This is a genomic window from Vibrio sp. JZG10, from assembly GCF_054064075.1.
The window spans coordinates 400,694-422,304 of the sequence record NZ_JBSUGE010000003.1 but is presented as its reverse complement, the minus strand read 5'-3'; the positions used below and the strand labels follow the sequence as shown (position 1 = coordinate 422,304).

The following is a 21,611-nucleotide window of genomic DNA, read 5'->3' as shown; positions in this document are numbered from 1 at the left end:
TATGTTCGCATACCCTGCCAAACGTCCTCTTTTAGTGTTAGTTTTTAAGTATCTTGGATTCATATTGGAAGGAACCATGAGAACGATCACTGCGACCCTACTCGCTTGCCTAGCTTTTTCTATTGATGCTGCGGAATATCGTGCCAATGAGGTTGCCAATGGGTTTCAAATTCCATGGGGAATTGAATTTCTCGATAAGCAACAAATGATCGTGAATGAAAAAAACGGTACCGTTTCATTACTTAATATTGCGTCGGGAAAACAGCAAACCCTCTTCAAAGTACCGAATGTGAACACCAGTGGGCAAGCTGGTTTATTAGATGTAGCTCTAGTGCCGAATACCGCTCCACAAAATCCACAGCTTTTCTTTACTTACAGCAAACGTACCGATAAAGGAAATACTGTAGCCTTAGCGACCGCACAATTAAAAAACAATCAACTTGTGGGTTGGAAAGACGTCTTTGTCGCCGACGCCATCACGGACACCAGCCGTCATTACGGCAGCCGTATTGCGTTTATCGATGACAAGGTTTACTTCTCAATTGGGGACCGTGGCGAACGTGATGATGGGCAAGACACTCAAACCCATGCAGGCACTATTCTTCGCCTCAACCTTGATGGCTCGGTGCCACAAGATAATCCATTCAAGACTTCTGAGGCTCGCCCTGAAATATGGAGTTACGGGCACCGTAACCCACAAGGCATGTTTTACGACGAAGCAACAAAACTACTTTGGTCGATTGAGCATGGCCCTCGTGGTGGTGATGAAATCAACCTGATTAAGAAAGGTGCAAACTACGGCTGGGCAAAAGTCTCTCAGGGTAAAGAGTATTGGGGACCGTTAGACGTTGGAGAAGCGAAAAGCTTACCGAATATGGAAGACCCAAAGTTGGTTTATATTCCGTCTATCGCGCCAAGCAATATGGTGGTGTATCGTGGTGATAAGTACCCAGAGTTGGATGGAAAAATCCTCGCCGGTGCCTTGAAGCTGGCGCACATCAACGTGGTTTCTATTGAGAATGGCAAGCTCACCGAATCAAAAAGATTGATGGAGAATCTTGGCGAGCGAGTCAGAGATATCACCATCAGTCCGGATGGCTATGTCTATTTTTCAACAGATACAGGCAAAATTTTCCGTCTTGAAGAGAAGTAATCAAACACCAACATTATTGAGACTATTTAATTTGTGACGTATCAGTGATTTATTTTCGTACAAGTAACACGTTTGAATATAAAATTAACAATAACCTTTTGTTTTTAGAAAGATAGCTTGGTTTAAGTCGTACGAGGTCATCATGGTTCCTTTTCCATTAAAACTTGAAAGAGTCAAAGCCGTTATTTTCGACTTAGACAATACGCTCGTCAGCTCCGATATGAACTTCAAAGATCTTCGTCAGCAACTAGGCTGTCCACAAAACGAAGATTTATTGGATTTTGTTGATAAGCTTGACCATCCACATCAGAGAGAGCATGCCCATAATGTTATCTTTGATCATGAAATTTCTGATGCTGAGCAATCATCTCCGATGCTGGGTTGCCACGAGCTTTTGGCATACTTACATCAGCATAAAGTTAAAACCGCGATAGTAACGCGCAACTGTTTGATCGCTACGCAGCGTAAGTTGGAACATAACCGAATTGATGTTGAACATGTCCTCACTCGTGAATGCTACCCAGCAAAACCTGATCCTTTATCGCTCCAAGTCCTAGCCAAAGAGTGGCGATTAATGCCAGATGAAGTACTTTATGTGGGCGATTTCCTTTATGACCTACAAGCCGCATACAACGCCCAAATGCCATCCTGCCTTGTTCACCACAATACGACTGCACAATTCCACGACTCCGCCTCTCTTGCTGTAACAGAACTGACCGATTTACTCGAACATTTTCAGTCTTTTAAGCACATTCACGACTAACTGGGCACTTTCATAAACAAAAGGAGCACTCGCGTGCTCCTTTGACTTATTCCCGATTTATTTATGCGCCCCCAAGTGAGTGCTCGGTGATGCGTCGCTTAGCCTTGTAGGTAAGCGTTAAGCATCCACATTAATTTTTCTTGCTCACGGATGTAGTCACCCATCAATGCCGCGGTACCTTCGTCGCCTGCTCCACCCGCGTTTTGTAGAATCTCACGCTGTTTTAGAAGTAGAACGCTAAAGCCTTGAACCAGACCTTGTACACACTCCTTACCAGAAGTCGCGTTTTGATGTTCTTTAATTTCACTTGCTTCCAAGTAGTTGCTGAATGCGTGCGCTGGTGTATGACCCAAGGTAAGAATACGCTCTGCAAGCTCATCGATTTTGGTTTGTAGATCCGTGTAGATCTCTTCAAATTTTACGTGCAGTTCGAAGAATTGCTGACCTTTGATGTTCCAGTGGTAACCGCGTGAGTTCATGTACAACACTTGGTAATGCGCTAGTAGTTGATTTAGCTGTTGAGCTAGTTGTGCTGATTGTTCGCTGTCTAGACCAATTAGGCTTACTTGTTTGTTCATAATCTTGCTCCTAGAAGGATGATACCAATCGTAGTAACGAACGATTCTCTTACCGGGATTGGTATAAAGTTTAAAAATTCTTTTGCAGTATTTGCTGCCGATGGAGTCATATTACGACTCCACCTCGGTGAAGAAAATTTGGTTTTAGCTATGATTTAAATAGCCAAATCCAATGAGCAAGCAGACGAATATCGGCGTATCATCCAACAAAAAGCCCCAACCCTTTTTGTGTAAAAAGGATTGGGGCTTTTTTACTATTTGGTTAACGTTCAAAAGTAGATGAACAGACGTAAACCTTATCTACGCCGTTTTAAAAGTTGCCATCTGTTGATTCAGCTCAGTAACTTGCTCTTTTACTTGCAATGATGTCTCTGATGCACGTTGGCTGTTATTCGAAACCTCATCCACTGATTGAGTAATACCGGACATCAATCCAGTGATCGAATTGGTCGCATGAGATTGCTGCTCTGCCGCTGCCGCAAGCTCTGCCATTTGTTCATTCAAAGAACCAATTTGCTCGGTCGTGACAAGCAAACGAGTTACCGCTTTTTCAATGTGCTCAGCGCCCTGCTCCGCAAGTGATTGACTGTGTTCAATCTCCTCAACCACCGAATGGGTCGAGCGTTGAATCGCATTGATGATACCGTTGATTTCTGTCGTCGACTGAGTAGTTCGCGTCGCTAACATACGCACTTCGTCTGCCACGACTGCAAAGCCTCGTCCTTGGTCGCCCGCACGCGCCGCTTCTATCGCGGCATTCAATGCCAGTAAGTTAGTTTGCTCTGCCAAGCCTTCAATCACTTCCGTCACTCGACCAATGGCTTCGCTCTCTTTGCTTAACTGCGTTACTTGCGTGCTCGCGGTTTCAATGCTGCCGTGCAAGCTTTCCATGGTGACTTTATTTTGCTCTAAAGCATCACGACCTTGTTCAATCTCGCCTTTTGAATCAGAAAGCTTCTGCACCGATTGATTGGCTTGATCTAGAGTGTTACGCGCGGCTAAAGCGATTTCATCCAATTGGCTTCCCATTTCAACAATGCTGGTCTGTTGCTGTTCAACATTCGATGAAGTGACTTGCGCCGATTCCAACAAAGCTCCCATGCTGGTATCCACTTGATGCGCTTTCTCACTCACCCCGGCCACGATGCTCGCTAACGATTGGTTCATGCGGTTAATCGAATCGGTAAGGTCTGCCAATTCATCTTTCCCAACAACAGTGAGCGAAGGCTGAGAAACGTCCCCTGAAGCGATCGTCTTTGCTCGCTCCGATAAGTTTTTCACTCGGCGACCAATGGTGTTGCCCATGTATTTTGAAATCGCTACTGCGGCAAACAAAACCAACGCTGCCGCAATCAGCATGGTGGTGAGTACGTTCTTGATGGACTGATTAATGCCCTGTCCGCTTTGATCAGCACGACTTTGCTGCGCCAATACGATCGTCTCTAAGCTTTGGTCTAGGGCATCTGCTGCTGGCAACAGTTCGTTCGCCATCAGCAAGTTTGATTCGTTCCACTCTGGCGATTGACGCAATGCAATTACCTGCTCTGCTAAAGGAAAGTACAGTTGCTGCATTTCTTTAAACAGTGACCACAATGATTGGTCGTTATCAGTCAGTCTGTCGAGTTTACTGTCGATTTCCGCCACGGACTGATTGTGGTACTTAATCAAGTCGTGGTATTTGTCCAGATGATCTTGCTGCCCGTACAACAGGAAATCTCGCAAAGCAGACAGTGCATTGGCGAGTGAGGTATAGCTGTCGGCATAAACTTTAAACAGACGCTTTCTGTCTCCACCAAATGGGTTTCCTGACTCTTCATTGATTAAGCTTTGAAGCTGATCAAGTGCTACTTCTGCAATGGGTGCCGCTTCGTTAATAAAGAGGTTATGCGCGGGTAAGTTTTCGTCACTGTGGCTAAGTTCAATCAACTTGTTCAGAGAAACTTTTACTGCGTCCCACTGGCTTTGGATCGCTTGAAAATCCTGTTCAGAGATCAAAGCCTGCAACGTCGGAAGCGACTCGTCTGTAGATGCCATGATATTACGCACATCCTCACTTAGACGTGCGCTCGCCTCTTCATCGCCACCTAGCAACATGTAGGCTCGAATAGAGGACAGCGACGCTTGAACGGACTGTTGGATACCGCGACTGGTGTCGACGGTCGGTAAATCGGATTTAAGTAACGAAGAGGCGTATTGCTCTACAGTAGTGACGTTGCGATACGTGAATACCGCTGATGCCATAAAAAGTACGGCTAGCAGCACAAAACTGAGCTGCAACTTCCCTGATATCGTAAGGTTCATCCATAAACTCCTGACAACGATGAGCCTTAAATATAACGATGTTTATAAAAATGTTAAATGCTTGTATCAAAAACAACTTCAGAACAAGGCATTATTTGTGATTGATTGCATTATTTAGGGATAGCAGCTAAATGAAAGGCGTCTCTAGTAACTATACCGGATATTAGCAAACACCAAAGTTGCAGGTGTTTCTCCAAATAAGCTGCCGTCCGTACCGTTAAAATGTTGAACTACAGTTAGCAGTTGCCAATTATCACTGAGTGAATAGCTGCTGGATAATCCAGCAAAGTAAGAGCCATCATCATAGTAACTAGCCGATAAGGTGACGCGGTTGAGCGCCGTTAAGTCGAAGCTAGCATCGGCATAAACAGTATGATCCGTGAAGCTCAAGGTTTTCGCAGAGAGAGGGAGGTTGAGGTAAGATAATGCGCTGCTCGCTGGCTTTGGTTCAGAAATAAACAACCAAGCACCTCTCACCATCCAGTTACGCACACCACCAAAACTGTAGTCTGATTCCAAACTAGCGACTGTCGTATCCTCAGTAGGCTGACCTTGATGCTTTGTATCAATAGGATCAAACCAGCTTAACTCGCCTCGAAACCCGGCTTGATAGATATCAGTCGCGAACCCTGCTCCAAGAACATAGTCTTGCCGAGATCGACCCGCAATGATTTGATAGTCCCAACCAGAAACGTTGGAGAAATATCGTAGTGACGTGCTGTTTTCTTTAGACTGCTTTGACGGAGAGAAAACGAGATCTAACCCATCGGCAAACCCAAGTTTTTTACTCAACATGACAGCGTCGGTGCCCGCCCGCTCTTCGTAATCAAAGTCGTAAATAGAATAGGCGTTGTAGATGTCGTTTGGGTTCCAAATGGTGTTCATTGACCAATTGACCCGGAACCGCCCTAACCTTGCACTCCAATCTTGGTCACTCCAAGAGACGTAGAGTCGATCCAGTTGGGTATTGAGGATTACATTATCTTCTCGCCAGTTTTTGCTTAGATCAAAATACCCATTATCAAGCGCCACGAGTTCTGCATATCGAGGGTTCTCAAGCGCATCGCCCCACAATGCTCTATTCCTGATACCAAGATTTATTCGCCATTCAGGAGAAAAACGATATTCAACGTTAATACGGTTATGGAGTAGATGGTCAAGGGTATTACCCTGCTCGTCAGGTATACTATAGGTCGCCATGTATTTCACATAGCCATTGATATCCCATGCTTTTTCAGGCTCCAAACCCGGTATGCTGGCATTAGTTTTAATGCAAATTACCGCAGGACTTAACGCAAAAAAAAGCCGCAATAACTTGGACAGTAAGCTTACGCCTTCTACTCTACCACGCATGGCTCTTCTCTATGGTGTTATCAATGTTGGCAAAATCTCGTGCCAAACGCCCGTCCTCAAATACTATGATTCGATGTGCGCGCTTAATAACTCTAGGATCATGGGTAGAAAAGATAAATGTCGTGCCTTCTTTTTCACTGAGTTGTTCCATGATATCAAGCAGCTCGGCTGTACTTTTTGCATCTAAGTTGGCGGTAGGCTCATCTGCCATTACAAACCTTGGTTTTGGTGCCAATGCTCTTGCAACCGCAACTCTCTGTTGTTGGCCTCCAGACATTTTACTCGGACGTTTATGCATCTGCTGTGATAATCCAACCTGTTGCAGTAGCGCGCTGGCGCGTTCACGACATTCCCTTTCTGTTTTCCCTTGCAATTGCATAACAAACTCGACGTTTTCAAGAGCTGTCAGTACGGGGAGCAGACTATAATCTTGGAAGATAAAGCCAATGTTATCGCGTCGATAAGCGATCAACTCTTTTTCTGACATATCAGAGATTAAGCATCCATCAATTTCCACGCGTCCTGATGTAGGAGAATCGATCCCGCCCAACATGTTTAGTAGGGTCGTTTTCCCTGAACCAGAAGGTCCCATAATAGCGACAAACTCACCTTGCTTGATCTCCAAATCTACGCTCTGAACCGCATGTACCGGAAAGTCACTCTTTGGGTTGTACGTCTTGGATAAGCCTTCCAATTTAATCGTCATTACGTTTTCTCCGCCATGGCATCCGCAGGTCGATGTTTGAGAATTTGCCTTGCTGGATACAAAGCCGCAAATAAGCTCGCGACAAAAATAGCCACAATAATCAATTGATACTCGTAAAACGATACTCTTGGATAAAGCAAGGTATCGACGCCATAAGCACCTAATCCATCAGCAAGTGCGCCAAGCGATAAGCCAGTAATACTCAGTATTTTCAGCATGACTGCGCTTCCTAATAACCCTAACGCGCAACCACTCAAACCAAGGAATAGCGTTTCCAAAATAATCAGTGTGCGAATTTTATGCTGCTGCATGCCAACCGCCATTAACACCCCAAACTCTCTCGTTCTTTCAAAAACTGACATCAGCATGATGTTGATGATTCCGAGAGTCATGGCAAGTACGAAAACGACCAACATAATTTGGTTAGAGATATCCATTGAGCTCATCATTGTTGCGAGTAAAGGCTGTATTTCTTGCCATTTTCTCACGACCAATTGTTCACGGTTGACTTGTGGCAATATTGATAACGTAAATGCCTCTGCACTTTCTAGCTGTTTAGTCTCGTTGGAGTTCAACAAAACGCCAATTTCATGCGCACCCGACAAGCCTGCGATTGTTTCGAGATCGACTTTACGGACGTAGACATTACCGTCATCAAACGTGGTGGATGGCGTTTTAAAAATACCTCGAACGCGAAAAGCTGCGCCAGATACATCACCCTTGATGTCAGATAATGTTAAAACCACTTTCGATCCAACACGCAGCTTCAACCGATTTGCGGTTTTTTGCGAAACAAGAATGGGGTTTCTTCCCACTTCGTTTAACCATTCTCCGTCTATCACATGGCTTTTAAGCGGTGTGATACTTTGCTCTTGTTCAATATTGATGCCATTGATCCGAACGCCTCTCGTACTACGCGCAGAAGCAATCATGCCATCAGCAAGAAATCGCGCCGATACCGCTTTAACATCTTGATGTGCAGCCAAAGCGGCCGTTATCGTTTGATAATTCGTTATTGTGTCACTAAGGTCAGGATTATTAAGGTAGGATTTCTGATGCACTTGTAGATGACTGGTTTGCCACGCAATCGCGTTTTTGATCATGCTGTCGACCAAACCGTTCATGAATCCAATCATGGCAACAACGCCCATTAAGCCGAACACCATCGCTCCCAGCATAATGGAAGTTCTGAGCTTGTTCCGCCATAAATTACGCCAAGCCAATTTAATCAACATGCGCGCCTCCTTTTAGCCCACTAGCAATGGGCAAGCGAAGAAGTCGAGCCATCGGATACATCAGACATAACGATAAAATAACGAGAACGACAAGAATTTGATCCATTAACAAATACGGGTCTAGCGAAACAGGTACGATTGGTTCAAAGCCACTCTCCAGCATCACTTGTGCAGCATCGCCTGTAATCTCAATCGGATTGATATAGAAATACGCAAGCACAGGCGCGCTGATCAAGACACCGAGCACAAGACCAATAACGGAGATAAACATCGATTCAATGGCGACGAGCCCCATCAGCTTGCTGCGCAACATACCCGTCGCGAGCATCACCGCAAATTCACGCTGGCGCTCTAACGTCATCATCAAAATCGTGGCAAACAGGCCAAAACCAACAATGCCGTACAAGATATAGATCAAAAAGATCCCACCCGCTTTGTCCAAGGCTATCTGTTGAGAAAGTTCTGGCGACAGCTCCTGCCAGCTTTTTACTGCGACGCCATTCCCGTAGTGGCGCTTTAGTTGTTTAACAATGTCAGGCAACACGCGTAAACTTTGAGTGTTAAGGACCCATGCGGTGACTTGGTTATCAAGCGAATACAACGCTTGTGCGGTATCAAGAGGCATGTAGACCAACTGAGAATCTAACTGCTGCAAAGGAAAGTGCAAAATACCGGACACCTGATACAGTCCAGCCGCCGTTTGACCACGATAACCCGAACCATACAACACCAGTTCATCACCAACGTTCAAATGAAGGTAGTTTGCCAAGCCCTCACCAACAAGCACCGAGTTTTGTCCAGATGCAATAAAGCGCCCTTGTACGATTTTGTCACTAATGCTGGAGTAGCTATCTTCAGCGTCAGGCTCAACGCCGAGCACCATCACGCCTTTGGATCGTTCGTCTTTGGCGGCAAGCGCAAATGACTCAATTCTCGGCAGAACGATGTCGATATCAGGATTATTTTTGGCAGATGCAATGAACGCAGGCGTTTGAGGAAGGACATCATCAATGCTAGAGGAGTCCCCAAAATCGGGATGTTGTAGCTGAATTAATCCCGTATAGAACTTCGCAGCGTTTTTAATATTTGAGGAGTAACTTCCTTCTTGGAACGCTCGAGTCAGTAAGGAGAGAAACAGAACAAGAGCTAACGCAGAAGCGGTTAACAATGTCCGCCGTTTTTGCCGCCATAGATTTCGCCATGCGAGCTTGATGAGCATCCGATCTCACCTCTTATCTAAACCAAAATCCACCCTAATCTCGCAGAGCCTTCATTTGCTGCTGGGAGAAAAAGTCATCATCGATATCAAAATCAAATTGCGCTTCGTGCGTAATTAAAACCGTTTTATTTCCTGGTTTATCTATCGGCTGCATCTCCATGCGAGTCGCAACGTCTCGCCCACCCAACGTTTGCACATCGTAAGTCGTCAAAACATTTACCAGTTCATCAAATTCATCGTAAAACTCGACTTTGCGCTGTAACAAGCTCGTTTGAGAGATCCACAGTCTGACTTTGCTCCAAACCACTGGGGCGTCAGGCTTGGCAAGTGCATCAATTACCCAAACTTTGTCACCATCAAAGGTTTCACTTGGGAGCAGTTGATGTTGATAATCGACAACAATAGAAGATTGGTTAATTAAATCATCATTCGTGAAGTCTGATCCCATCCAAGACTGACTGAGCATGGATGGCGCAATTTTAATCACTCGCTCGATACTCGGCACCCAATTCCACATTTCTCTATGACGTTTTAACGAGGCGCTACCTTTATCTTTCGCCGGAGCAGTCACCAAGACCAAAGATAATTCCGTACCTTTCGTCCAACTCTTCATAGTCATTGAACGTGACCAGTCAGGGCGAACAATTTTCATGGTGGCTTCGCTATAACTGGATTTTCCGCGCATCGCTTGATCAGACTTTTGGACTATATCGAAAGCGCTCTCAGCGTAAGAAAAAGAAGAGAGAAGTACACAAGCGAGAACACAAAACGTTTTATACATACCTTCCCTTTGTACCGACACGACCTAGAATTTGAATCGAAACGGGTATAATAATTTTAAATTCAATTGAGTATAGCAAGTGAGGATTTAGAAATAGCGATTGGTGACTCAAAAACGCTAAGGGACTTGACGAAGCTCAGGTTGAACCTGGCTGTCTGTTATGACTTGAAACACAGCGCGATTTTTACCTTCAGACTTACCTTGATACATCAGTTGATCAGCGTCTTGTAAATTCACGATGTGAGTAAATTCAGGGTAGTATGCGCAGCCTAAGCTAATGCTCAAATGAATCGCTTGCCCGCCAAGGATAATAGGTTGTTCGTACACGGCTTTGCAGAGCATTTGAGCAAAGTTGCGCGCTTCTCGCTCAGAGAGCGATGCCGTCACGAGTGCGAACTCTTCTCCGCCAATTCTCGCCAATGTCATACGTTCATCAGTCATTGATTTTGCTGTTTCAGCCACGGCCACTATCGCTCTATCTCCGACAAGATGACCGTATTGGTCATTAATTGATTTAAAATCATCAATATCAAATACCATTACCGTCAAGCTTCGCTGCAAGTGATTCAAGAGTGCCAATTGTTCAATCAAGTGTCTACGGTTGTAGAGTTTTGTTAGGGAATCCGTTAACGTCATCTCCAGCAATTGCTGGTTGGCAATCGTCAATTGTCTTGTGCGCAGCGCAACCATGCGTTTGAGTGCGAAGATATGATACAGCGTCGCGACCGCCATAATGAAAATCGCAATAGGTAGGAGATAAAGAGGATAGACCGTTTTCACCACACTCCAGCGATTGAGGATCCTTTCTCGATCTGTATCGATAACTTTTTCAAACGCTCGAGAGACATCCAAAATGGAAGCAGAACTATGCGACCCTGCTGCAATCCGAAGGTCTTTACTATATAAATTTATTACAGGAACAAACATGCCTGCTCCCGGCATAGTTGCCATATAAAAGTTAGCTACTTGAAGGTCCGCGACGAAATACAGCACCTTCTTATCGACAGCGGCCTGTATCATCGTGTCGTTATTAATGTACTCTGCAATAGGCGCATTAGGATAATTCGTCTTAATAAACTCAGACTCGTAACTTCCTTTAACGACACCAATTGGCAACGTCATTTCACCAGCTAAAACACTTTTGACATCAATCGAAAGCACGTCTTGATTGACATATAATTTGGTTTGAATGGACATGATAACTGCGCCAAAATCCAGGTAATCGGCTCTTTCCGATGAGTAAACTAATCCCGCGTGAAAGTCAGCACGCCCCTCTTTTACGGCCTGTAAAGAAGCCTCCCAATCAAGAAGCAGAAACTGAACATCAATTTGGTTGTCCGCCGCATACGCTTTCCAGAAGTCGATCAAAATGCCTTTGGGTTCACCGTCTGGGCTAAGGTAAGAGAATGGCTTCCAAGCTTTGGAGTTAGCAACAATTAAAGAATGAGACTCTGACTTGTGCGCATACGTCATCGGGCAAATAGACAGCCATAGTAGTAACAAAGAAGCACACGCTTTTGTACACTTGCAACCATAAGTACCATAACTCGTCGATGACATACCTACTTCTCACCAGTCTTTTTAAACCATAATCTCGGCTGTTTTGTCTGATCTAAAGATATAGCAGAGCGGTGTCGGACAGGAAGTGGCTCCTATTGATATGAATCTAACTTAGTAGGTTTTAGTACTTATTTGGTACTTTTCAGCGTCTAGTTTTAAGAAGAAAGCTAGCCAGTATAAGGTGAGATCAGAGTGATTTAACTAACACTAAACCATTGAATTTGAATAGTTTGATAAAAACCAGCATCATTAAAAAAGCCCTATTCAAAATCCACATCGGGGAGAACTTTGAATAGGGCTCTTTGCCTCTATGCTTCATTTTCCGACTGAAGCTGCCTTTACCTTTTTTCGCTTTTACGACTCGTGTTCTGAACAATTGACTGGTGACAACCGCTTTTAACGCATTGTCCTTGATTTCACCTCTGCCGAAATCGGTCTCGTGTTGTAACTCATTCGGCTGAGGACTGGTTTTAGGTTTTGCCATAAATCCTCCTTAATGGTCGAACCAGATTGGACAATAATTATATAAATAAGTCAAATTTATAGATTTAGTTGAATTTTATGCTAAAAAACTTCACATCACCGTCATTTATTTGAAATTTAATCAAAAACATGCTGGTTAAATAGTGACTAAATACAAATATTTGTCCATAAAGCACTAATATATGTTGACTCTTCGTGGAATTAACCTAGACTCAAACACGGCTAGAAAGAAAGTTCTTTGTTTTCACATTTCGTTGGATTACTTGTAACCCGTCGTCCTGTGGTACGCAATAGCAATTTATTTTTCCACGCTATAAGCGCCGTTGAGGCGAAAGATTACATTATTTAGATATTTAGGAAATAGACATGTCTAACACAGCTACTGGCACAGTTAAGTGGTTCAACGAAACTAAAGGCTTCGGTTTCATTCAACAAGAAAACGGTCCTGACGTATTTGCTCACTTCTCTGCAATCACTGGTGACGGCTTCCGTACTCTAGTTGAAGGCCAGAAAGTAGAATTTGTTATCTCTCAAGGTCAAAAAGGCCCTCAAGCAGAGCAAATCAAAGTACTTTAATTCTTAAAGAATTTGATACGATAGCCAGCTTTTAAAGCTGGCTATTTTTTTGTCTATAACTTATTTTTGCCAACAAAAACGATATAAATCCATGGCTCTTAAACCAACTATTTATAAATTTCGTATCGCCATTTCCGATATGAATAACGACTATTACGATTCTAAAAATCTAACTATCGCCCTTCACCCTTCAGAAAAACCTCAACGAATGCTGGCTCGTGTTTTAGCTTACTGCTTAAACGCTCAAAGTAACTTAGAGTTTACGAAAGGGCTTTCTACAATTGAAGAGCCTGATTTATGGCATGTTGGCGATGATCAAAGCATTACTCACTGGATTGAAATTGGCGAACCAGAACCAGAAAGAATTAAGAAAGCCTCTCGCCTAGCAAAACACGTAAAAGTCTACACTTATAACACTAAAGCGACGGTATGGTGGGATAAAATGTCAGGAAAGTTCTCAATGCTTCCCGTCAACGTAGAAAGCTTTGACTACGACGCTATCGACTTGATTTGTCAGCACCTTGACCGAGGCACTAGCCTTTCTGTTATGATTACCGGCAGCTCTATTTTTGTTGATATCAACGATCAACACGTCGAAGTAACGGTGAAGGAACTAAAAAGCCATGACGTCTCTTAGTGAACTGAGTCAAGAGATGGGATTCAAAGAAATTCCCTTCGTTAAAGAACATAAAGCGGCAAAGCGACGTTGGTTAAAAGAACAGTCACAACTGTTTACAAAAGTTTGTGAGAACAAACCCGCCACGGCGCCTACTCTTCACCTGCTTGGTCTTTTGACTAAGTCGCATATTGAAGCCAGCGCTAACTATGAGCAACATGCGCATTCTGCCCAGCAAATGCAGCAAGTGCTGACTGACTCCTTGGGTGATGAGCACGCGGATAAGTTCACTAACCAGTCCGCAGAAGACCTTATCTTGATAACCCACCTTTGGCTTTATACTCAAGGCTATTTGAATATGGACTTTAGCTTGGCGCACGATCATGCCGAGCAAACTCAGAATACATTGCAACACGAGCTTGTTGTAAAACGCATGGATGTTGATGCATTCAGAACCGAACTGATGCAAAGCTTTTATCTAGGTAGAGAAGCCAGTCCAGCTTCGACTAGCGGTTTTTGGGGCAGGTTAAAACGCTTGTTTTCCGCATAAAATACATGGTTTTATCCATTTCAAACAACTGATAGACTTCACGCTCAATGCAACAAGCATCATGATTGCATTTTTAAAGGACAATTACCCAATGAACATCAAGGGATCATTATGAAGTTTATCCGTTGGATTTTAGGCAAGGTTATCTTATTGCTGAACGCCGTGTTCTCACCTCGTGGTATTAAACGCAGTGCAGAAGAACAACAACGTATTGATGCAAAAGCAAAGCAATACGCACTTTACCAATTTGAAGCTTGCCCTTTTTGCGTAAAAGTCCGCCGTGCAATGAAGCGTCAATCAGTGAACATTGAGCTACGTGATGCAAAAAATAACCCGACTCATCGAGCTGAACTAGAGCAAGGTGGTGGACGAATTAAAGTCCCTTGCCTGCGTATCGAAAAAGATGGCGAAACACAGTGGCTATACGAGTCATCTGACATCGTCGCTTACGTTGAAAAAGAATTTGCCTAAGTTCCCCCTATGAACATTGGCGGATGTAAAAGAGGCACCATACAGGTGCCTCTTTTCTATTCAGTCTAGCTGCTCGTTGCTATGCCTAGCCTTTGGGTTCACTCTTCTTGCTCATTCCCAGGCGGAAACGCCAGTAAACACATAAGGGCTTAGTGAAAACAAACGACGTAGTTTATCGACCAACCATCGCCTTACTCATCAACGATCAGCGTTAGCTCTACGCGTCGATTACAAGCTTTGCCACTGGCTGTCGAATTACTGCACTGCGGCACATACTCGCCAAAACCTCTAGAAAACACGCGTTGACGAGGAATACTCGTCGCCAGCAGTTGCTTTTCCACTTCACGAGCTCGCTTTTCTGACAACGTGTCATTAAAGCTGGCAGCTCCCGTGCTATCGGCATGGCCATCGATCACGACATCCACATCCGTTCTTCCTGCTAGATAGTGACCAATGTTTCGAATCCAGTCTTGAGATTGCGCTGATAACTGAGCAGAGCCAGTTTGAAAATGCACTTGCTCTTTCAAACGTATCATTAAGTGACCGCCACTGAGTGTCTCATGAGGAATATTGTGCCTGTTCAGAAACATTTCCAGAGAGGTCACATTTTGCGACTTTTTTACTGATGCCCTCTCAGTCTGATACGTGCGAGGTGAAGAAGCCACACTTGAGGCGCTCGGATAGCCCCACTCAGGATGTCTCAGCTCGGTGTTTGTTTTAGGAGCTGTATCTAAAATGTTCCCGCCAGGAACCATGTCTTGATCAAGGCTACTGCACCCAGTCAGAATGCCGCAAACAATTAAAAACCACTGCTTCATACCATTACCAACGTAGAAAAACTCTTGTCCATTGTGTCGACAAAACACGCCGAATCTTTAGCGCTTTTATCCACCGATTGGTTTGTATATGCAGCGTTCATGCCACTGGAATCAATATCAAGTATCTCTCAAATTAAAAAGCGATGCCAAAATACCTCCCTGCAGCCTACACATCAGGAAAAGTCTGTTACCAATCGTCTCACTTTATTGTTATTTAATGGTTTTAGTCACTATCGTTAACCGATAAACTAACGCAAATTTCTTACTTAGAGCATTATTATGTTAAAAACCATATCGAAAGGCTTTGCTGTGATTGCCGCCATGATGGCCTTGTCGGCATGCGATAGCGGCAACACTCAGCCTCAGCAAGGCAAACAATACGAAGTTTTGCCTGTATCTCTTCAAGAATATGATTTGGCGCCATTGACAGAAGCTTTTGCCCTAACTTGCGGCCACTGCCGTTCAATGGAAGAGTTTGTCCCTCAAATCGAATCGCTAACTGAGCAAAGCGTTGAAAAAATGCATGTAACTTTCAATGAGAGTGCACAAGTAAGCGCCATCATCTTCTACACTGCAGTCATGCAACTAGAGTCGACACCTGACAAAGCATTTATGGCGGATCTTTTTGCTGCCGTACAAATGGGTCCTGATGCGACTGCTGAGGAACGTCAAATCGCCGTAGAGAAAGCCTTTGAGTCTCGCAACCTTATCAGCCCTTACCATTTAGATGAAGCACAGCAAAAAACGCTGTTTGAGTACATCACTAAGGCAGAAGCGGTCACGACTCGCGGCCAAATTAACTCCGTTCCAGCCTTTATCGTTAACGGAAAATACCAAGTCATTACTGGTGGTCATGACAGCGTCGAAGCCATGGCAGAAACCATTAACTATTTGCTAAAACAACCTAAATAGACAAGGAGCTTACGTGTCTAAATTTTTGTTTCCTCTCATTATTTTCATTCTGGCGGGCTTTTTCATTTACCGTACTTGGACAAACCATAAAGTAGCGGATGAAAACTTTGCGAAAGGCCAAGCATTCTTGCTCGAGAATGCGAAGAAAGAAGGCGTCATTACAACAGAAAGTGGTCTTCAATACATTGTTCTTGAAAAAGGCGAAGGTGAGGTTCACCCAACCGCGACAAGCAAAGTCAAAGTGCACTACCACGGCACGTTGATTGATGGCACTGTGTTTGATAGCTCCGTTAATCGCGGTGAGCCAATTTCGTTTGGTCTTAACCAAGTCATTAAAGGCTGGCAAGAAGGCCTACAATACATGGTCGAAGGTGAAAAAATCCGCCTTTTCGTACCAAGCACGCTCGGTTATGGCAAAAGTGGCTCAGGCCCGATTCCACCAGCAAGTGTTTTGATCTTTGATGTTGAATTGTTAGAGATTCAATAATTCTAGAAACTTTGCATAAAAGCCAAACTATCAAAACCAAAAACGCCGCGAACCACGCGGCGTTTTCTGTTTAAAGAGAGGCTACAAGCCAATATAGTGATCCGAAAGCAATGCAATGAACAACGCAAAAAGGTGATAGATAGAAAATTTAAACGTCTCCATCGCGGTATTGGGCTCTGGCGCGTATTTTAGCTTCCATGCATGGTACATAAAGCCAGCGTTAAGTAGTAACGAGGCAAAAAGATAAACTACGCCGACCATTCCAACCAACACCGGCAGCACACAAACCAACGTCAACAACACCGTATACAACAGAATAGAAGTTTTGGTGTACTCGATACCATGTGTCACTGGCAACATTGGAATATCCACCTTACGATAGTCCTCTACGCGATGAATTGCGAGTGCCCAAAAGTGTGGTGGCGTCCAGATAAAAATGATCATCACAAGCAGCCAAGCATTCGCATGCAAGTGCCCTGTTACGGCAGTCCAACCGAGAAGAGGCGGCATCGCACCCGCAATACCTGCAATTACGATATTTTGCGGAGTAGCGCGTTTGAGGTACATGGTGTACACCATTGCATAGCCGAGTAAACTCATCAAAGTCAGCCATGCCGTCAGTGGGTTGACGAGCGCATATAAAAGAACAAATCCTATGACGCCTAAAGCCGTCGCAAAGGTTATCACCGATAACGGCTTAGCTTCACCCGATGGCAACGGACGTTTGTGTGTGCGAGCCATTCTCGCATCAATGCGGCGGTCAATCAGGTGATTAAACGCTGCCGCGGAGCCTGCCATCAAACCAATGCCTGTTAGGCCAACCGCCGCCTGCAACCAAGGAAACTCAGGAACAGGCGCTAAACTCATCCCGACAACGGCCGTCACCAGCATTAATGCGACTACTTTAGGCTTCGTTAACTTCAAATAAACGGCACTTAGTCGCTTTCGCTCATTTAACGACAGTGCGATTTCTTTACTCATAGCGAACTCCTTTCGCGGTGTAACTCCAAGCTTTTTTGCCCTGCCACAAATAAAACTGACTCACACAAACAAGACTCAACATAATGGCGGCACCCAAGTTATGTGCCACGGCGACATAAATAGGAAGTTGGAATACAACGTTGCTCACGCCCAACATAACTTGACACGCTAAAGTGAGTAGTAACCATCCTCCAATGCGCTGTGAATGATGGGAATCTTGCCTCATGAGCATAATGCTATAAGCCAATACGACGGTAGCGGTGACCATCGCACCGAGGCGATGCGTAACATGTATGGTCATTCTTGCCGGATACTCCAATACACCAAACTCGTAATTCTCGAATCCGGTTTGCCAGAAAGAAAACGCCTCTTTCCATGAGAGATGACTCATCCAATCTCCCTCACAAATCGGCAGTGAGGTGCACATGAGCGCGGCATAGTTTGACGAAGTCCACCCTCCTAGCAGCACCTGCATAAAAACAACCAGAAAGACCAATAATGAGAAGCCTCGCAGCGAGCTGGAAGATGGAGAAAAATAGAGATTATTTTGCGCTTTTAACTGGCAGTAAAAAATCGCCTGCAGAACCAGTAAAGTAAATCCACCAAGCAGATGAAGCATTACGATGACGGGCATTAATTTGAGCGTCACGGTCCACATCCCCAAAAGTGCTTGCCCGACCACCAGTACACTGAGCAGCATCGGAATAGTAGGATTCACGCGCTCAGATCTCGTTGATATCACTGTCATAACAAAAATGACCAGACCCAGCGTTCCTGCAAAATAGCGATGAATCATTTCAAGCCATGCTTTCTCATGCTCGACAGCCCGTTCAGGGAAATTAAGATTGGCACGTATTACGTCTTCTTCTTGATGAGGCACAGCAAGATGCCCATAGCAGCCGGGCCAATCAGGGCAACCTAACCCTGCATCAGAAAGGCGAGTATACGCGCCTAACATGATCACCACGAAAGTTAGGAGCAAACTGAATTTAACCAACTGAATTAACTTCATATACGCCCCTTTCTAACCAACTCGTGACAATTTTAAGAGCTTGCGTAAATCCGCCAACATACCTTTGTTGAACGAGACTAAATCTTCATTCGGTTTTGGCGAGTAAGACATTACCAGTTGCCCAAGAGGATCAACGATTAACATTTGTCCAGGTTTCACTTTGGCGGTAACCGATTGATTCATTTGCATTGTCGTCATCGATACATCTACGGTACCGGACAACTCTGTCTGCCAAAGCACCGGCACCACACGCTCTTGATATTTTCCTAAAGCGACATGGCTTTGCTGAAGCAGGTAAAGCTGCTGCCTGCATTGTTCTGTGCACTCATTAGGTAAAACATAAGCGAGTTGCCACCTGTGCTCCTTGAGCGGTGACTCTTGACCAAGTAGCTCTAACGTTGTGTATGGTTCAACTAACACACCTCTATTGGTCACACCGCTTTGATACCACCCTTGGGTGAGAATGACCTTAGCGATGACGGCAGGAAGCGCAAACGTACACACCAACGCAATCAACATTAGCCGCCCTTTGGTTACTTTAGATGTCATGCTTCACCTCCATATGACGCAATTTTCTTTGCCAACGAACAAAAACAATTAAGGTCAATAATAAGAAAACGCCCGCCATCGAAAACCACTGAATCGAATAACCGAAATGCTTGGCGCTGTTGAGCGGCAATGGGTTCCAAGGAAAGTCGTAAGGCCAATTTTTTAGATTGTCTGGCTGCAAGACTGCGGGCATAAGTTCAATATTAAGTAGCTGATTCAGTTGCACGATATTCAGGTTCTGCACACGAATGGCATCGCCAACTTCTGGCATTAATTCAGAGCTCAGCGGGTTAGCAGATTTTCGGTACAGACGTCCCGTGATAAAGGTCGAGACTTCGAGTGTTGTGACGGTTGGTAATACTGAACGATCTGCTATTCCCTCCAAAAAACCAAGCTCTAATAATGCATAGGTTCCTGATTCATCACTCATAGAGACAATCTGAAATGCTAAATAGCCCACATTGCCCTGATGCGTTTGGTTATCCAGTAAAATCACGGGAAACGCCTGAGGAACAACATTAGCTTCCACTTTTTTCCCGAGAATGCTGCCTTCTCTCCAATCGTTTTCTTCAAGAACTTCGCCTAATGTTTGGTACGCACTATCCGCTCGCGCAAGAATGGCTTGTTCCAAAGCCTGTTTTTCTTGCCCTCTCTCAAGCTGCCAAAAACCCAGTTTGACCAAAAGAGAAAACACAACCACAGTTAAACCAACTGCAACCCAAAACCGTTTCGATAGCCATAATTGTCTCGATAACAACAACGATGAAACCGGAGGTGCTATGTCCACCGTATTTCTATTCAAACTGACGCTTGTCCTTTTGCTGCTTTTCATTATCTTCAACCTCGCAAAAGCGCTTATCGAAATGGTTCGTGAAGACCCAGATAATCCCGAAAAAAGAGACAAACCTATGAGTCATTACTTAGGCCGTCGAGTCATGTTCTCCGCTTTAGTAGTTATCCTTCTACTTATTGCGCTCAGTTCAGGCTGGCTGGCTCCGAATCCCCGTCCTTACTAATCGCCCAATGCACCTACAACACGTACACAAACACAAACAGACACAACCAAACCACATCCACAAAGTGCCAATACCAACTACCTGCTTGGAAGGCAAAATGGTTGTTAGACGAAAAATGATCTTTAGCGATTCGGAGCAATAATACGATTAAGAAAATCGTCCCAAGACAAACGTGCAAACCGTGAAAACCCGTCAGCATAAAGAAGGTGTTTCCGTAGATACCAGATTGCAACGTGAGCCCCATTTCTTGATAAGCATGAGCATACTCAACCGCTTGGTAATATAGGAAAAAGCCCGCAAGCACGATGGTGATTTCCAACCAAACAATCAGTGCCGTTCTTTTGTCTTTTTCAAGGCTTATGTGCGCCATATGCAGTGTAATCGACGACAATAACAGCAAAATAGTATTAGTAAGGGGAATGCCCTGCCACGGCATAGCTTGCGTTGTGTCTCCACCCGGAGTCAGTGTGAGTGGCCACATCGCTTCGAAGGTTGGCCACAAAACCTCGTTGGTCATGAAGTTGTTATCTGCCCCACCTAACCAAGGCACAGAAATCATCCTGGCGTAGAATAACGCACCAAAAAAGGCACCAAAAAACATCACTTCAGAGAAGATGAACCAGCTCATCCCTTGGCGAAAAGAACGAGTAATTTGCGAGCTGTACTTTCCACTCAGTGACTCAGTAATCACATTACTAAACCAGCCCGCCAACATGTAAAGCAAGAACAGAAAACCTACCGCTAGCACAATGCTACCAATGGTTCCCACAGCCCCTTCACTTTGTGTCCCCTGAACGGTCATTCCTGCACCAACGGCAACTAAAAATAGAGCAAATGCACCGATGATCGGCCAGCTACTTTGAGCGGGAACATAATATGTTCCTGGCTTGTTACTCATAATTTCTCTCCTTACTGACCAGCCTTGGTCTGTATCTCTCTCCTTGAGTGGCTAAGAACCTGTAGGAGGGGGAAGTTTATAGAGTGTGTAAGACAGCGTTAACGTGTGTATCGACTCCGGTAAGTCCGGTTCGATATAAAAAATCAACGGCATTTGAGCTTGTTGTTTGCCATCCAAAGGCTGTTGGTTAAAACAAAAGCACTCAATCTTATTGAAATAAGCGGCACCATCCCCGGGAGAAACAGAGGGAACGGCTTGCCCTACCAACTTCTGCCCGCTTTCATTAAATGCAAGGTATTCGGTTTGCACGACTTCACCGGGATGAACGTCCATCGAAATCACTTTGGGTTTAAACTCCCAAGGCATATCTGGGCTGACATGTGCCATAAACTCCACGCGAATAGTTCGGCTCATATCTGGCTGCATACCAGTTGGTTGAATCGCGGCCACTTCACTTGTTTTTCCATTGATACCCAGTGCGTCGCACATTACGTCATACAATGGGACAAGTGCGTAGCCAAACCCGAACATCAAAAGGGTCGCTAAAAGCAACTTCACTGTGAGCTTTTTGTTTGATGGATTCGGTTTCATCT

25 protein-coding genes are annotated in these 21,611 nt (G+C 44.6%); 9 read left to right on the top strand and 16 right to left on the bottom strand.

Translation table 11 applies throughout. The features are described 5' to 3' along the window. Window positions 1-76 precede the first annotated feature (76 nt). Window positions 77-1,153, top strand: a complete 1,077-nt coding sequence (locus ACWYVB_RS06765; protein WP_457528444.1) for a PQQ-dependent sugar dehydrogenase — start codon at window positions 77-79, stop codon at window positions 1,151-1,153. Between the two features lie 142 nt (window positions 1,154-1,295). Beyond that, window positions 1,296-1,916, top strand: a complete 621-nt coding sequence (locus ACWYVB_RS06760; RefSeq protein ID WP_046873693.1) for an HAD family hydrolase — start codon at window positions 1,296-1,298, stop codon at window positions 1,914-1,916. A 98-nt stretch (window positions 1,917-2,014) separates the two neighbouring features. Here the strand turns inward: ACWYVB_RS06760 and ACWYVB_RS06755 are convergent, their stop codons facing one another. From ACWYVB_RS06755 to ACWYVB_RS06715, 9 genes are all read right to left on the bottom strand, one after another. Then, window positions 2,015-2,494, bottom strand: a complete 480-nt coding sequence (locus ACWYVB_RS06755) for a Dps family protein (protein ID WP_457528441.1) — start codon at window positions 2,492-2,494, stop codon at window positions 2,015-2,017. A gap of 300 nt (window positions 2,495-2,794) precedes the next feature. Further along, window positions 2,795-4,795 carry a HAMP domain-containing methyl-accepting chemotaxis protein gene (locus tag ACWYVB_RS06750; RefSeq protein ID WP_301657016.1) on the bottom strand — a complete coding sequence of 667 codons (2,001 nt, stop codon included), beginning with the start codon at window positions 4,793-4,795 and terminating at the stop codon, window positions 2,795-2,797. 144 nt (window positions 4,796-4,939) lie between these two features. After that, complete coding sequence (locus tag ACWYVB_RS06745) at window positions 4,940-6,148, bottom strand: hypothetical protein (protein ID WP_457528439.1); 1,209 nt, start codon at window positions 6,146-6,148, stop codon at window positions 4,940-4,942. After that, a complete protein-coding gene (locus tag ACWYVB_RS06740) occupies window positions 6,138-6,854 on the bottom strand; it encodes an ABC transporter ATP-binding protein (protein ID WP_005391145.1) in 717 nt (238 codons plus the stop codon). Before ACWYVB_RS06740 ends, ACWYVB_RS06745 begins: the two co-directional genes overlap by 11 nt. Continuing rightward, entirely contained in the window at window positions 6,854-8,089 is a 1,236-nt protein-coding gene (locus ACWYVB_RS06735) for an ABC transporter permease (protein WP_457528437.1), read from the bottom strand. Before ACWYVB_RS06735 ends, ACWYVB_RS06740 begins: the two co-directional genes overlap by 1 nt. After that, on the bottom strand, window positions 8,079-9,308 hold the full coding sequence (locus tag ACWYVB_RS06730; protein ID WP_005391149.1) for an ABC transporter permease: 1,230 nt from the start codon (window positions 9,306-9,308) through the stop codon (window positions 8,079-8,081). The genes ACWYVB_RS06735 and ACWYVB_RS06730 overlap by 11 nt, the downstream gene beginning before the upstream one ends. A gap of 34 nt (window positions 9,309-9,342) precedes the next feature. After that, on the bottom strand, window positions 9,343-10,089 hold the full coding sequence (locus ACWYVB_RS06725; RefSeq protein ID WP_193447318.1) for an outer membrane lipoprotein-sorting protein: 747 nt from the start codon (window positions 10,087-10,089) through the stop codon (window positions 9,343-9,345). Between the two features lie 117 nt (window positions 10,090-10,206). Further along, window positions 10,207-11,649, bottom strand: coding sequence for a transporter substrate-binding domain-containing diguanylate cyclase (locus tag ACWYVB_RS06720; RefSeq protein ID WP_193447319.1), 1,443 nt, complete (start codon window positions 11,647-11,649; stop codon window positions 10,207-10,209). A gap of 187 nt (window positions 11,650-11,836) precedes the next feature. Continuing rightward, a complete protein-coding gene (locus ACWYVB_RS06715) occupies window positions 11,837-12,133 on the bottom strand; it encodes an alternative ribosome-rescue factor A (RefSeq protein ID WP_193447320.1) in 297 nt (98 codons plus the stop codon). A gap of 365 nt (window positions 12,134-12,498) precedes the next feature. On the opposite strand from ACWYVB_RS06715, the gene ACWYVB_RS06710 reads away from it, so the two are divergent. The 4 genes from ACWYVB_RS06710 to ACWYVB_RS06695 all read left to right on the top strand — a co-directional run bounded on the left by ACWYVB_RS06710 (window position 12,499) and on the right by ACWYVB_RS06695 (window position 14,345). Next, window positions 12,499-12,708 (top strand): cold-shock protein, encoded by a 210-nt coding sequence (locus ACWYVB_RS06710; RefSeq protein WP_005375625.1) that lies wholly within the window; start codon window positions 12,499-12,501, stop codon window positions 12,706-12,708. 91 nt (window positions 12,709-12,799) lie between these two features. Next, complete coding sequence (locus tag ACWYVB_RS06705) at window positions 12,800-13,345, top strand: YaeQ family protein (protein ID WP_005391156.1); 546 nt, start codon at window positions 12,800-12,802, stop codon at window positions 13,343-13,345. Beyond that, the gene (locus ACWYVB_RS06700; RefSeq protein ID WP_124007598.1) at window positions 13,332-13,874 is read left to right on the top strand and encodes a hypothetical protein; all 543 of its coding nucleotides are present in this window, start codon (window positions 13,332-13,334) and stop codon (window positions 13,872-13,874) included. The genes ACWYVB_RS06705 and ACWYVB_RS06700 overlap by 14 nt, the downstream gene beginning before the upstream one ends. Before the next feature lie 111 nt (window positions 13,875-13,985). Further along, complete coding sequence (locus ACWYVB_RS06695) at window positions 13,986-14,345, top strand: glutaredoxin family protein (protein WP_193447321.1); 360 nt, start codon at window positions 13,986-13,988, stop codon at window positions 14,343-14,345. A gap of 191 nt (window positions 14,346-14,536) precedes the next feature. Here ACWYVB_RS06695 and ACWYVB_RS06690 read toward each other — a convergent pair whose 3' ends face one another. After that, the gene (locus ACWYVB_RS06690) at window positions 14,537-15,163 is read right to left on the bottom strand and encodes an OmpA family protein (RefSeq protein WP_048625248.1); all 627 of its coding nucleotides are present in this window, start codon (window positions 15,161-15,163) and stop codon (window positions 14,537-14,539) included. Window positions 15,164-15,442: 279 nt separating this feature from the next. Here ACWYVB_RS06690 and ACWYVB_RS06685 point away from each other — a divergent pair, with 279 nt between their 5' ends. Both ACWYVB_RS06685 and ACWYVB_RS06680 read left to right on the top strand, forming a co-directional pair. Next, the gene (locus ACWYVB_RS06685) at window positions 15,443-16,075 is read left to right on the top strand and encodes a thiol:disulfide interchange protein DsbA/DsbL (protein ID WP_134645874.1); all 633 of its coding nucleotides are present in this window, start codon (window positions 15,443-15,445) and stop codon (window positions 16,073-16,075) included. A 13-nt stretch (window positions 16,076-16,088) separates the two neighbouring features. Continuing rightward, window positions 16,089-16,562, top strand: a complete 474-nt coding sequence (locus ACWYVB_RS06680) for an FKBP-type peptidyl-prolyl cis-trans isomerase (RefSeq protein ID WP_005391162.1) — start codon at window positions 16,089-16,091, stop codon at window positions 16,560-16,562. Window positions 16,563-16,643: 81 nt separating this feature from the next. Here the strand turns inward: ACWYVB_RS06680 and cyoE are convergent, their stop codons facing one another. From cyoE to ACWYVB_RS06660, 4 genes are read right to left on the bottom strand one after another with little or no spacing between them, the layout of a single operon-like run. Continuing rightward, window positions 16,644-17,543: a heme o synthase gene (gene cyoE, locus ACWYVB_RS06675; RefSeq protein ID WP_457528432.1), complete on the bottom strand. Its 900-nt coding sequence runs from the start codon at window positions 17,541-17,543 to the stop codon at window positions 16,644-16,646. Then, a complete protein-coding gene (locus ACWYVB_RS06670; protein ID WP_193447324.1) occupies window positions 17,536-18,555 on the bottom strand; it encodes a COX15/CtaA family protein in 1,020 nt (339 codons plus the stop codon). The genes cyoE and ACWYVB_RS06670 overlap by 8 nt, the downstream gene beginning before the upstream one ends. 12 nt (window positions 18,556-18,567) lie before the next feature. Beyond that, a complete protein-coding gene (locus ACWYVB_RS06665) occupies window positions 18,568-19,104 on the bottom strand; it encodes a hypothetical protein (RefSeq protein ID WP_047008370.1) in 537 nt (178 codons plus the stop codon). Continuing rightward, on the bottom strand, window positions 19,094-19,891 hold the full coding sequence (locus ACWYVB_RS06660; protein WP_457528429.1) for an SURF1 family protein: 798 nt from the start codon (window positions 19,889-19,891) through the stop codon (window positions 19,094-19,096). Before ACWYVB_RS06660 ends, ACWYVB_RS06665 begins: the two co-directional genes overlap by 11 nt. On the opposite strand from ACWYVB_RS06660, the gene ACWYVB_RS06655 reads away from it, so the two are divergent. After that, a complete protein-coding gene (locus ACWYVB_RS06655; protein WP_005391169.1) occupies window positions 19,884-20,120 on the top strand; it encodes a DUF2909 family protein in 237 nt (78 codons plus the stop codon). The two genes, ACWYVB_RS06660 and ACWYVB_RS06655, sit on opposite strands and share 8 nt — an antisense overlap. Window positions 20,121-20,133: 13 nt before the next feature. Here ACWYVB_RS06655 and ACWYVB_RS06650 read toward each other — a convergent pair whose 3' ends face one another. Further along, complete coding sequence (locus ACWYVB_RS06650; RefSeq protein ID WP_161444679.1) at window positions 20,134-21,018, bottom strand: cytochrome c oxidase subunit 3; 885 nt, start codon at window positions 21,016-21,018, stop codon at window positions 20,134-20,136. 51 nt (window positions 21,019-21,069) lie between these two features. Continuing rightward, window positions 21,070-21,609, bottom strand: coding sequence for a cytochrome c oxidase assembly protein (locus ACWYVB_RS06645; protein ID WP_256953109.1), 540 nt, complete (start codon window positions 21,607-21,609; stop codon window positions 21,070-21,072). Between the last annotated feature and the right edge of the window lie 2 nt (window positions 21,610-21,611).

Coding starts and splice junctions, on each gene's coding strand:
- ACWYVB_RS06765 (WP_457528444.1), top strand. CDS start 77: ATGAGAACGATCACTGCGACCCTACTCGCTTGCCTAGCTTTTTCTATT.
- ACWYVB_RS06760 (WP_046873693.1), top strand. CDS start 1,296: ATGGTTCCTTTTCCATTAAAACTTGAAAGAGTCAAAGCCGTTATTTTC.
- ACWYVB_RS06755 (WP_457528441.1), bottom strand. CDS start 2,494: ATGAACAAACAAGTAAGCCTAATTGGTCTAGACAGCGAACAATCAGCA.
- ACWYVB_RS06750 (WP_301657016.1), bottom strand. CDS start 4,795: ATGAACCTTACGATATCAGGGAAGTTGCAGCTCAGTTTTGTGCTGCTA.
- ACWYVB_RS06745 (WP_457528439.1), bottom strand. CDS start 6,148: ATGCGTGGTAGAGTAGAAGGCGTAAGCTTACTGTCCAAGTTATTGCGG.
- ACWYVB_RS06740 (WP_005391145.1), bottom strand. CDS start 6,854: ATGACGATTAAATTGGAAGGCTTATCCAAGACGTACAACCCAAAGAGT.
- ACWYVB_RS06735 (WP_457528437.1), bottom strand. CDS start 8,089: ATGTTGATTAAATTGGCTTGGCGTAATTTATGGCGGAACAAGCTCAGA.
- ACWYVB_RS06730 (WP_005391149.1), bottom strand. CDS start 9,308: ATGCTCATCAAGCTCGCATGGCGAAATCTATGGCGGCAAAAACGGCGG.
- ACWYVB_RS06725 (WP_193447318.1), bottom strand. CDS start 10,089: ATGTATAAAACGTTTTGTGTTCTCGCTTGTGTACTTCTCTCTTCTTTT.
- ACWYVB_RS06720 (WP_193447319.1), bottom strand. CDS start 11,649: ATGTCATCGACGAGTTATGGTACTTATGGTTGCAAGTGTACAAAAGCG.
- ACWYVB_RS06715 (WP_193447320.1), bottom strand. CDS start 12,133: ATGGCAAAACCTAAAACCAGTCCTCAGCCGAATGAGTTACAACACGAG.
- ACWYVB_RS06710 (WP_005375625.1), top strand. CDS start 12,499: ATGTCTAACACAGCTACTGGCACAGTTAAGTGGTTCAACGAAACTAAA.
- ACWYVB_RS06705 (WP_005391156.1), top strand. CDS start 12,800: ATGGCTCTTAAACCAACTATTTATAAATTTCGTATCGCCATTTCCGAT.
- ACWYVB_RS06700 (WP_124007598.1), top strand. CDS start 13,332: ATGACGTCTCTTAGTGAACTGAGTCAAGAGATGGGATTCAAAGAAATT.
- ACWYVB_RS06695 (WP_193447321.1), top strand. CDS start 13,986: ATGAAGTTTATCCGTTGGATTTTAGGCAAGGTTATCTTATTGCTGAAC.
- ACWYVB_RS06690 (WP_048625248.1), bottom strand. CDS start 15,163: ATGAAGCAGTGGTTTTTAATTGTTTGCGGCATTCTGACTGGGTGCAGT.
- ACWYVB_RS06685 (WP_134645874.1), top strand. CDS start 15,443: ATGTTAAAAACCATATCGAAAGGCTTTGCTGTGATTGCCGCCATGATG.
- cyoE (WP_457528432.1), bottom strand. CDS start 17,543: ATGAGTAAAGAAATCGCACTGTCGTTAAATGAGCGAAAGCGACTAAGT.
- ACWYVB_RS06670 (WP_193447324.1), bottom strand. CDS start 18,555: ATGAAGTTAATTCAGTTGGTTAAATTCAGTTTGCTCCTAACTTTCGTG.
- ACWYVB_RS06665 (WP_047008370.1), bottom strand. CDS start 19,104: ATGACATCTAAAGTAACCAAAGGGCGGCTAATGTTGATTGCGTTGGTG.
- ACWYVB_RS06655 (WP_005391169.1), top strand. CDS start 19,884: ATGTCCACCGTATTTCTATTCAAACTGACGCTTGTCCTTTTGCTGCTT.
- ACWYVB_RS06650 (WP_161444679.1), bottom strand. CDS start 21,018: ATGAGTAACAAGCCAGGAACATATTATGTTCCCGCTCAAAGTAGCTGG.
- ACWYVB_RS06645 (WP_256953109.1), bottom strand. CDS start 21,609: ATGAAACCGAATCCATCAAACAAAAAGCTCACAGTGAAGTTGCTTTTA.